General features: G+C 63.9%; 9 protein-coding genes. 6 read left to right on the forward strand and 3 right to left on the reverse strand.

Features of this window, described 5'->3' with window-relative positions; all coding sequences use genetic code 11:
- Window positions 1-951: hypothetical protein (locus tag HP499_RS15045; protein ID WP_172324990.1), on the reverse strand; the 951-nt coding region annotated here is incomplete at its 3' end.
- Between the two features lie 172 nt (window positions 952-1,123).
- Entirely contained in the window at window positions 1,124-1,612 is a 489-nt protein-coding gene (locus HP499_RS15050) for an inorganic diphosphatase (protein ID WP_024818962.1), read from the reverse strand.
- Window positions 1,613-1,824: 212 nt separating this feature from the next.
- On the opposite strand from HP499_RS15050, the gene dacB reads away from it, so the two are divergent.
- The 5 genes from dacB to HP499_RS15075 all read left to right on the forward strand — a co-directional run bounded on the left by dacB (window position 1,825) and on the right by HP499_RS15075 (window position 7,733).
- On the forward strand, window positions 1,825-3,267 hold the full coding sequence (gene dacB / locus HP499_RS15055) for a D-alanyl-D-alanine carboxypeptidase/D-alanyl-D-alanine-endopeptidase (RefSeq protein WP_172324998.1): 1,443 nt from the start codon (window positions 1,825-1,827) through the stop codon (window positions 3,265-3,267).
- A 61-nt stretch (window positions 3,268-3,328) separates the two neighbouring features.
- A complete protein-coding gene (locus HP499_RS15060) occupies window positions 3,329-4,450 on the forward strand; it encodes a zinc-dependent metalloprotease (RefSeq protein ID WP_172324992.1) in 1,122 nt (373 codons plus the stop codon).
- A 110-nt stretch (window positions 4,451-4,560) separates the two neighbouring features.
- Window positions 4,561-5,664: a tRNA lysidine(34) synthetase TilS gene (tilS, locus tag HP499_RS15065; protein WP_172325000.1), complete on the forward strand. Its 1,104-nt coding sequence runs from the start codon at window positions 4,561-4,563 to the stop codon at window positions 5,662-5,664.
- Between the two features lie 31 nt (window positions 5,665-5,695).
- Window positions 5,696-6,247, forward strand: coding sequence for a hypoxanthine phosphoribosyltransferase (gene hpt / locus HP499_RS15070; protein WP_011772910.1), 552 nt, complete (start codon window positions 5,696-5,698; stop codon window positions 6,245-6,247).
- A 658-nt stretch (window positions 6,248-6,905) separates the two neighbouring features.
- A complete protein-coding gene (locus HP499_RS15075; protein ID WP_172324994.1) occupies window positions 6,906-7,733 on the forward strand; it encodes a hypothetical protein in 828 nt (275 codons plus the stop codon).
- A gap of 12 nt (window positions 7,734-7,745) precedes the next feature.
- On the opposite strand, the gene HP499_RS15080 is transcribed toward HP499_RS15075, so the two are convergent.
- Window positions 7,746-8,723, reverse strand: a complete 978-nt coding sequence (locus HP499_RS15080) for a type IV toxin-antitoxin system AbiEi family antitoxin domain-containing protein (RefSeq protein WP_026540854.1) — start codon at window positions 8,721-8,723, stop codon at window positions 7,746-7,748.
- A 608-nt stretch (window positions 8,724-9,331) separates the two neighbouring features.
- On the opposite strand from HP499_RS15080, the gene HP499_RS15085 reads away from it, so the two are divergent.
- Window positions 9,332-10,557, forward strand: a 1,226-nt coding sequence (locus HP499_RS15085) for an ATP-dependent metallopeptidase FtsH/Yme1/Tma family protein (RefSeq protein ID WP_172324996.1), incomplete at its 3' end; no start/stop codon positions are given.

Genomic DNA, 10,557 nt, shown 5'->3' on the forward strand with positions numbered 1-10,557 from the left:
GACTGACTTGGCGGCGTCACTGACCCCGTCTGCCACCTTACTGCCTGCGTCCTTGACGAAGCCCGCCACCTCCTTTGCGCCGTCGGCGATGTAGCTGCCGGGGTTGCGGGCAAAGTTGCTGATGGAGTCCCAGTTGTCAGCTACGAGGTTGCCCAGCGCCCATGCGCCGGCCACGATTCCCGCGCCGATCACAATGGGAGCGCCGATCGGCCCCAGCAAGGCTGCGCCGCCAGCCGTCATGAGCATGATGCTTCCAACGCCGCCCACCACCGAAAGGCCGCCGGCAATGCGGTCGCCGGTACCGCGCCAGCCGTCGTGCTGCGGGTTGATCATGTCGCTGATGCCGCCCACAATGTTCAGCGGTGCCGCCAGCGCCCCGGCCACGCGGAGGCCCTTGGAGAACTTGCTGGCATCCTGGAACGCCTGGCTGTAGGGGATGTTGGCCTTGAGGTCCGTGAGGACGTCGGTGACCTTTTCACCGTTGCGCAGCGCGGTCATGGCGTCGCGGACCACGGTCCCGCCTGCCCGCCAGTTGGTCAGGACTTCGCGGGTCTTTACCCACTCGGCGTTGCCGAGCTTGAGGTACTTGTAGGCCGTCCACAGCGGGGCAGCCAGTCCCTTGACACCCATCGCGGTGTCGTAGACGTCCTTGAGGACACCCACTGAAGAGCCCGAGCCATCATTGTGGCTGGCGAACTCCTGCTGGTTGGCGTGCTTCTTCAGCTGGCTGGCATTCTCGCGCAGCATGTTGGCGGCCTTGACCAGGCTCTGCCGGTGCTGGGAGTTCCAATCGCCCTTGAACACCGTTGCGTCTTTGCCCTGCCACGCGGTGGTGGAATTGATGGCGTTGGACAACTGCGTGCTTTGCAGGCTGATGGCGTCGGCAGCTTTGCCCATCACGCCGGCCAGACTGCGAAGCTGCCCGATGTCCGCGCCGTAGAACCCAGCCATAAGAACCCCCTGTGTAAGCCATCTGTGTCAGCAGTCGAAAAGTCTCGTCCCAGCCTAGGCGGACCCGCGGGCTGCCGCGATGGGGAGACATGCCCATGCGGACAAACCGTTAAAGAACGACGGCGGCCGGTGGGGTTCGCAGGGAACCGCACCAGCCGCCGTCGGGGGAGGACTAGTGTGCTGCCGGAACGTAGCGCTTGATGGAAGCTTCCAGCTCGGCTTCGGCAGCGGCGCGGTCGCCCCAGCCTTCGGCCTTGACCCACTTGCCGGGCTCCAGGTCCTTGTAGCGCGTGAAGAAGTGCTCGATTTCCTTGATCAGGAATTCGCTGACGTCGCTGACTTCCTGGATGTGGTCGAAGCGTGCGTCAACGGGGACGCAGAGGACCTTGGCGTCTCCGCCGCCGTCGTCGGTCATGTTGAAGACGCCGATGGGGCGGGATTCAACAATGACGCCCGGGTGGAGGTCGAAGTCCTGCAGGAGCACCAGTGCGTCCAGCGGGTCGCCGTCTTCGCCCAGGGTGTTCTCGAAGAAACCGTAGTGCGTGGGGTACTGCATGGAGGTGAACAGGACGCGGTCCAGGCGGACACGGCCGGTTTCGTGGTCAACTTCGTACTTGACGCGCGATCCCTTGGGGATCTCGATGGTCACGTCGTGCTTCATGGAATGCTCCTTGACGGGTGTGGGTGGGGCGTCGCTCCGCCGAAGCGGCCGTCACGGGTGACGGTGCCTCAGGCAGGCTGCTCAGCCCGGGGCTGGCGGCAGGCAAAAGGGCAGCCGGTGCCGCCGACTACTATTGAGGATATAGCGAGAGGCCCGGGTTTCTTGAACCGGCGGGGACATTTCAGGACTGACAGGACCAAGCAGCTTTCATGATGGGCGTTAAAAACGGGGGTGCCCGCTGGGTATCCGCGGCGTGGGGGCGCTTGAAATGGCCGGTGCTGTTGGCCGGAGTCCTGCTGTGCCTCGGTGCCGTGGTGGTGGCCGGCATGGTGCCGGGACTGTTCACCGCACCCAAGCCGTCCCCTTCCGTTCCGTCCTGGCAGCAGGTGCCGGACCGCCTGGCCGATGCCGGCGGTGTGCTTCCTTTGAACGCCGACGCCCCCGTTCCCCTGCCCGCAGAACTTGCCCGGCAACTTGATGCGACGCTGAAACCGGCCGGCCGCGGCAGCATCAGTGGCGTGGTGATGGACGCTTCAACGGGGAAGGTCCTCTTTGACCGCGATGCCGGCGCCAACCGGATCCCGGCCTCCACCATGAAGTTGCTGACTGCCGTGGCTGCGCTGAAGGCTCTCGGTCCTGAATCGCGTTTCACTACCCGGGTGCTCGCCGCCGAGGATCCTTCCACCGTGGTGTTGACCGGGGGAGGGGATGTGCTGCTGGGTGCCTCCGCGTCGGATCCGTCTGCGGTTCTTGGGCGTGCCGGTCTCGCGTCGCTGGCTACCGATACTGCTGCCGCATTGGCTGCAGCGGGCGTCAAGGGGCCGGTTACTGTCCGCGTGGACGATTCACTCTTCGCCGGCGCACCCCTTAACCCTGCCTGGAGCCTGGACGACGTTGCCGCCGGCGAGACAGCACCTTTGTTTTCCCTGGCTTTGAACTCCGGCCGCTACGCCCCGGACGTACTGACCGGTCCGCGCCCCCAGGATTCCGCCATCACCGCCGCCCAGGTGTTCGCCGAGCAATTGGCGGTTGCAGGCGTTGCGGTGAGTCCCGGCGTCGAACGCGGTAAAGGGCTTCCGGCCAAAGTGCTGGCGGCGGCGGAATCGGCCACGGTGGGCGATCAAGTGGACCTCATGCTTGAGTCCTCGGACAACTTCCTCGCCGAGGCGCTGGGGCGGATGACCGCCTTGGCAAGCGGTCAAAAAGCCACGTACGACGGCGCCACGGTGGCCGTGCGGCAACGGCTGGGGGAGTTGGGAATTGCCACGGATTCGATGCAGTTGGCCGATGTCTCCGGTCTCGCCCTCGAAAACCAGGTCAGTGCACGGCAGTTTGCGGAGGTAGTGCGTGCCATCACCAGCGGACCGGACCTTTCTCTCCGGACTGCGTTGGACGGCTTCCCGGTGGCGGGCCTTACCGGCACCCTGGATGACAGGTATGTGGACGCCGGCACCGCCGAGGGCGCAGGGCTGGTACGCGCCAAGACGGGGACGCTTAATACGGTGATTGCCCTGAGTGGATACGTGGTGGACGCGGACGGGCGCTTGTTGGTGTTCTCCTTCATCGGCAACGACCTTGAACCCGGCACTGCCGCCAACAAGGTGGCAATGGACCGCTCGGCTTCGGTGCTGGCCTCCTGCGGCTGCCGGGGCTGACTGCTCCGCGCGGAGCGAACTTAAGGGCCCGCTGTCAGTCTGGTGTGGTGTGATGGTCCGTATGGTGTCATCTGCCCGCGAATCGTCAGCAGGGGCCCCGTCCCTGATCAACTGGGACCTGGCTTCCTCTACGGCTGCCCGGCTTGCCCCTCCCGGTCCGGAGCTTAGCGCCGGGGAGATTGGCAAGGCGGTGGAGAACCTGCGCTTCAACGCGGATATTTCCGTCCCGCACGTCCATGACATCACCGGTCTTGAAGCTGCCCGGGACCTGCGTGACTCGCACGTCCTGGTGGTGGACCGCGCCTCGTGGTCAAAAGCCAATACGCAGAGTTTTTCGGTCATGCTCCAGCCCGCGCTGAAGAAAATGCTGGAGAGCCGCAACGGTCCGGCCATGACCCCGGCTGCCGCTGCTGCAAGCGGTGCCATCACCGGCACCCAACTGGGCGCCGTGCTGGCTTTCCTTTCCAGCAAGGTGTTGGGTCAGTACGATCCCTTTGCTGCGCTGGCCCCCGAGTCCAACGTTCCCCCGGGCGGCCGGCTCCTGCTGGTGGCGCCGAACATCATTTCCGTGGAACGTGAACTCAACGTCCACCCTGACGACTTCCGGCTCTGGGTCTGCCTGCACGAGCAAACGCACCGTGTGCAGTTTGCTGCCGCGCCCTGGCTCCGGCACCACATGCTGGACGAAATCGAGAAGCTCAGCGGAAACCTCCTGGGCAACATGGATTCCCTGGTTGAACGGGCGGGCGCAGTTGCAAAGTCCCTGCGGGACCGCAATCCCTCGGAGAAAGCTCCGGGCCGCGGCGCCATCCTTGACATCCTGCAGGATCCCGAGGAAAAGGCGTCCCTGTCCCACATCACTGCGGTCATGAGCCTCCTGGAAGGCCACGCCAACGTGGTGATGGATGCCGTGGATTCGAGCATCGTCCCCTCGGTGAAGACGATTCGTCAACGCTTTAACGACCGTGGCAAGGACCGCGGCGTGGTGGAAAAGTTCATCCGCAACCTCCTCGGCCTGGATGCCAAGATGCGCCAGTACACCGACGGCGCCAAGTTCGTCCGCGAAGTGGTTGCCGTAGCAGGCATGGAAGGCTTCAACCGGGTGTGGACGTCCGCCGAGTACCTGCCCACCGAAGAAGAAATCCACAACTCCAAGCTGTGGCTTGAGCGGATGGGGCTTTGAGCGTTCCCTCCGGTCCTCTTGGCGGGTCCGATGGTTCCTCTTTTGGGGTGGCTGGACCCGCTGGTTCCGTGTCAGGGTCTACCGCCAAGGGTCGACGCCGGCCCGGCCGTTTGGCGCCGGTCGTCGGCAAGGCGCGGAAGCAGTTACAGAACGCCTTGGCTTCCGCCGGCTATCCCCAGCGGGTGCTCGTAGCCTGCAGCGGCGGCCCGGATTCGTTGGCTTTGGCGGCCATCGCCGCCTATTTCGGCCGGCGGGGCCATGTTGATGGACATCCGGTGGCTGTTGCCGCCGTGGTGGTGGATCATCAGTTGCAGCCGGGATCTGCTGAGGTCGCCTCCCGGACTGCCGAGGTGCTGCGGGAGCTGGGCTTGTCTCCGGTGGAGGTGCGCACTGTGGAAGTCGCCGCCACCGGCTTTGGTCCCGAGGCCGCGGCGAGGGATGCCCGTCATGCCGCGCTGGAGTCTGCCGCTGAGGACTTGAGCTGTAATGCGATCCTTCTTGGCCACACCTTGGACGACCAAGCCGAGCAAGTGTTGCTGGGCCTGGCCCGTGGTTCAGGGACTCGATCCTTGGCGGGGATGAGGCCGGCCCGTGGCCGGCTCCTCCGGCCATTCCTGGGGCTTCGTCGCGAGGAGACCCTGGAAATCTGCGAGGTGGAGGAACTTTCCCCCTGGCACGACCCCAGTAACGCCGATCCTGCTTTTGCGCGCTCCAGAACCCGCGTTGAAGTCATGCCGGTGTTGGAGGAAAAGCTGGGTCCGGGGGTTGCCGAGTCGCTTGCCCGCACCGCCGCCATCCTCCAGCAGGACGCCGATTTCCTCGAAGACCTGGCCAAAGAGACCTATCTCTCACTTGTCCAGCGCGAAGGGCCCGATGCGTGGCTTCCCGAGGACGCTGTACGTGAGCTGCCGGCAGCGCTCAGGTTCCGTGTCATTGCCAAGGCTGCCGCCGCCGTCGGGGGTCAACAACCCGGATACGGGCGCCTTCAAGCTGCGGAAGCGCTGCTCCGGCGCCAAGGGTCAGCCGGACCCGTGGAACTTCCCGGCCATGTCAGTGTTTACCGATTGTCCCTCAGCGATTTGGAGCAGCAGCGCCCGGTTTCGGCCGGGGTCGCGGAGGCTGGCAGCATGCGCGATTCAGCCGACGCCGGTCCCCGCGAAGCCGCGCGCTGTGGGAAGCTAGTATTCCGGCATCAGAAACCGTCCCAACAGTAGCCGCACCCGAGCATCAAAACAGGAGCCATTGGTGGATTCAAACGACGTCCAGGCAGATCTCAAGCACGTTCTTTACACCAAGGAACAAATCCAGACGCGCATCGCAGAACTCGCAGCGCAGATCGACAAGGACTACGAAGGCCGCGACATCTTGATCGTTGGCGTCCTTAAGGGTGCCGTGATGGTCATGGCTGACCTGGCGCGCGCATTGCACAGCCACGTGAGCATGGACTGGATGGCTGTCTCGTCCTACGGCTCCGGTACCCAGTCTTCAGGCGTGGTCCGGATCCTTAAGGACCTCGACACCGACCTCATGGGCAAGGATGTCCTGATTGTCGAGGACATCATCGATTCCGGCCTGACCCTTTCCTGGCTCAAGTCCAACCTCGAGTCCCGCGGCACGGCCAGCGTCGAAATCTGCACTGCCTTCCGCAAGCCGACCGCTGCCAAGGTGGAGATCGACGTCAAGTACGTTGGCTACGACATCCCCAACGAGTTCGTAGTGGGCTACGGCCTCGACTACGCCGAGAAGTACCGCAACCTGGACTTCGTGGGCACCTTGGCCCCGCACGTTTACGAGTAAGCGCCCTTCTTCGCTTCACGCCGCCGCCACCGCGCCCTTTTCCGCCGTTCGCGCCCGTAACCTCTGGTGCGTGTGGCGGGTGTGGGTGCGGTGTTTGCGTTTAAGGGGTGCGCTCGGCGGGTGTGGGTGCGGTTGTTGGTGCTTAAGGGGTGCGCTCGGCGGGTGTGGGTGCGGTTGTTGAGTTTGTGAACCTGCCGCCGCGCACCCTCTAGCCGTCGCGCCCTTTTCCGCCGTTCGCGGCCGTAACCTCTGGTGCGTGTGGCGGGTGTGGGTGCGGTGTTTGCGTTTAAGGGGTGCACTCGGCGGGTGTGGATGCGGTTATTGAGTTCCTGAACCTGCCGCTGCGCACCCTCTCGCCACCGCGCCCTTTTCCGCCGTTCGCGCCCGTAACCTCTGGTGCGCCTGGCGGGTGTGGGTGCGGTGTTGGTGCTTAAGGGGTGCGCTCAGCGGGTGTGGGTGCGGTTATTGAGTTCCTGAACCTGCCGCTGCGCACCCTCTCGCCGTCGCGCCCTTTTCCGCCGTTCGCGCCCGTAACCTCTGGTGCGTGTGGCGGGTGTGGGTGCGGTGTTTGCGTTTAAGGGGTGCGCTCAGCGGGTGTGGGTGCGGTTGTTGGGTTTGTGAACCTGCCGTCACGCAACCTCTCGCGCTAAACTGGACCATGACCGGTGCTCCTGCCCGTCTTCTGGCGTGGCTCGCCGTCATGGCGACTCTCCTTACGGCCTGCACTCCTGCGGTCGATCTCGCTGAGCCTGGTTCCGGTCAACCAATCGCGTCCACCTCTAATTCGCCGGCAACGGGCCACCTTGAAGCAGCCCCGCCACCGAGCGCCACGCAGGCTCCTGTGCCGCCGCAGCCGGCACCTCCGCCCGCGCCGCCCGCTGTGCCTGAGGCTTTTGCCCTGAACCTCTACCAAGAGGGTGACTTCGTCCCGCAATATACGTTCGACTGGTGTGTTGCTGCGAGCATCCAAATGGCGCACAATCTCATCGACGACACCGGCGGAGCCTCTTGGGCCTCCTCCGCGCAGCAAAGTGAGCTGTGGGAGATGGCCCGTGCGAGGTCCTCGAATTCGTTCAACGGCGCCAACCCCCGGGGCTGGGCGCAGGTGTTGACTGAGGTTGGGTTGGGCCCTTACTCGGTGGTCAGCGTCGCGACCTACGAGGACACGCTGCAGACGGCGGCGCGCGCCATAGCTGAAACTGGCCGGCCGGTGGGGTTGGTCATGTGGAGCGGGCGGCATGCTTGGGTGATGAGCGGTTTTGAGTCCGTGGGTGATCCAGCGCAGTTCCCGGAGTTTCAAGTAACGGGGATTCGCGTCCTGGATCCGCTCTATCCTCACGGCAGCGGACAGTGGGGTCCCTCTCCAGAGCCCAATAGTCTGCTGACTCCGGAGCAGTTGGCCACACAGTTCGTGGTCCGTGAGCCCCGGCGCTGGAGTTCGGACCTGCCCACAGGTTATTTGCTGGTGCTTCCGGTCGCAGCCTGACCAACCGGTGTCTTAGGCTGCACGCAAGGAACGAAGCCCGCCGTCGTTCAAAATACGTGCGAACACGCGTGGGTTCATCATCTCGGCCCAGTCCCAGCGCACGACAGTGAGGCCCAGCGCCCGCAGACCGTTCTCGCGGGCCTTCTCTGCCATGACCGCCTGCTGGATGGTCTGGTTTCCCCGCAACCTTTTTCGTAGGTACTTTCCGTGTCCGTCGAATTCCCCGACAAGGTCCAGTTCGGGCCACCAGAAGTCAGTTCGGGCAGTGCGTCCGTTTCCCAGGGTAAAAGAACCTTGAAGGCTGGGTACGGGAAAGTTGAGCAAGATCATCTGTGCTCGGCTTATGGATTCCCCCACTGATTCGGATTTGTCTGAGGAAAGATCGAGAATCGACTCGGCCCGTCGCTTTCTGGAAACCCTGGTAAGAGCGGAGACAGCTTCAGCAAGTTCGTCGACGCTCGCCGGAGGACCCCATGCTTTATCCTTGTTCCAATTGTCGGCCTCTAAATCATCGCCCCACCCTTGGTTGCGCCGGCTGGAGTCCACTACGGCCAAGGCCTCAGCAAAATTGAGGGCGGCGGCAAGCTCGATTGTGGTGCGGACCTTGTCTGTGACTCGAAAGTCACCAAGTTGGGCCACCCCGGCGTCAAGGGACCCGAAGCTTCTCCGGATCCCGTGCTTGGACCTGCCGCCTCTTGGGTCTTCAGTGACAGTGCATAAGCCCTGAGGTACGCCCACCACGCCGAGCCCCCATAGGAGTGCGGCCGTCTGCAAGTTGAACAGGGGCGGAGTCCTGGCTGCATTGACCAGCGCGGCTGCTTGGAGTCCGTGCCGCTGACGCTCGTTCAACTCCGCCCAATAAGCAGAGCGTGTATAAGCGCCCCGTCGGACCCGCACCAGCTCGCCACGTTTGGCCTGCTTCGCGAGGTGGCGCGCGTCATGCCCGATGCGTGTCGCATCTGCAGCCAGGATGAGTTCTGGAATGGTCATGGGTTCCACGCTTCCCCTTCTAGCGCGAAGTCGAAAGCACCCGTCCGAGCTATGTGGAAAAACAGCATCGAGTCCACACGGAAGTAGCCAAGGTGGTGCCCTGCTAACAGCCCTTAGTGGGGCGACGCGCCCCACGGGGCCGCACCCGTTTCCGCCGTTCGCGCCCGTTCCTCAGCACGCCCGCACCCTTTTTCGCCGTTCGCGCCCGTGGTTACGGGTGCGCACGGCGCCAACGGGTGCGCCGGAAGCGAAGGCCAGTGGGAACCCGGGACAAATCGGCGTTACCGGGTGCGCACGGCGCCTACGGGTGCGCCGGAAGCGAAGGCCCGTGGGAACCCGGGACAAATCGGCTTTACCGGGTGTGCACGGCGCCTACGGGTGCGCCGGAAGCGAAGGCCAGTGAGAACCCGCCCGCCCACCAAGCACAAGACCCCTGTTCCAACAGCACCGACGCGAGTATCCTGTGTACGCCCAGAGGGAACTTTTGGACTTTCCGGTGCGTGAATTACTGGGAACGGTGTATAGCTTGAAACTGAAGCAGCACCACTCGCGCGCAGAAGTTGCGCCTTGCAGCACTACCAGGAGGGACGGGGCAAAGCCCCGATCAGATGAAAGCTAAGAGTTTCTTCAAGGGCCCGGGCATCTGGATTGTTGTCGTCGTTGGCTTGCTCCTGGTGGCATTCGCAACACTGGCTCCGGGCGGTTCCACACGCATTGACACCAAGGAAGGCCTTGAGCTCCTTTCCCAGAGCGGGAAGGTTGAGCAGGCCAAGATTTTCGACGCCGAGAACCGCGTTGACCTGGTACTTAAGGACAACCTGAACCTGGATGGCCAGGACAAGGGCAAGAACGTCCAGTTCTTCTACGTCACGGACCGCGGTCCGGATGTGGTGAAGGCCGTCACCAACGCCAACCCGGAAAAGGGCTTCACGGACCAGCCGATCGAGAACAACTGGTTCTCCGGCTTGTTCTCGCTGCTCATCCCGGTGCTGCTGCTTGGTGTCCTCTTCTGGTTCCTGCTCTCCCGTATGCAGGGTGGCGGCTCCAAGGTCATGCAGTTCGGCAAGTCCAAGGCCAAGCTGGTCAACAAGGACATGCCGCAGGTGACCTTCTCTGACGTCGCCGGCGCTGACGAAGCCGTGGAAGAGCTCCAGGAAATCAAGGAGTTCCTCCAGGAACCGGCCAAGTTCCAGGCCGTGGGCGCAAAGATCCCCAAGGGTGTGCTGCTCTACGGCCCTCCAGGTACCGGTAAGACCCTGCTGGCCCGCGCTGTCGCAGGCGAGGCCGGCGTTCCGTTCTTCTCCATCTCCGGCTCGGACTTCGTTGAAATGTTCGTCGGTGTTGGTGCTTCCCGTGTCCGTGACTTGTTTGAGCAGGCCAAGGCCAGTTCTCCAGCAATCATCTTCGTGGATGAGATCGACGCCGTTGGACGTCACCGCGGTGCCGGGATCGGCGGCGGCAATGATGAGCGCGAGCAGACCTTGAACCAGCTCCTCGTGGAGATGGACGGTTTCGACGTCAAGACCAACGTCATCCTCATCGCTGCCACCAACCGTCCGGACGTCCTGGATCCTGCGCTGCTGCGCCCGGGCCGTTTCGACCGCCAGATCACGGTGGAAGCCCCGGATATGATTGGCCGCGAGCAGATCCTGAACGTCCACGCCAAGGGCAAGCCCATGGCCCAGGGCATCGACCTCAGGGCTGTTGCCAAGAAGACCCCGGGCTACACCGGCGCCGACCTTGCCAACGTCCTCAACGAGGCCGCACTGCTGACCGCGCGTTCGAACGCCAACCTGATTGATGACCGCGCGCTGGACGAGGCAATCGACCGTGT

Source organism: Paenarthrobacter sp. CM16 (assembly GCF_013179505.1).
Classification (GTDB): domain Bacteria; phylum Actinomycetota; class Actinomycetes; order Actinomycetales; family Micrococcaceae; genus Arthrobacter.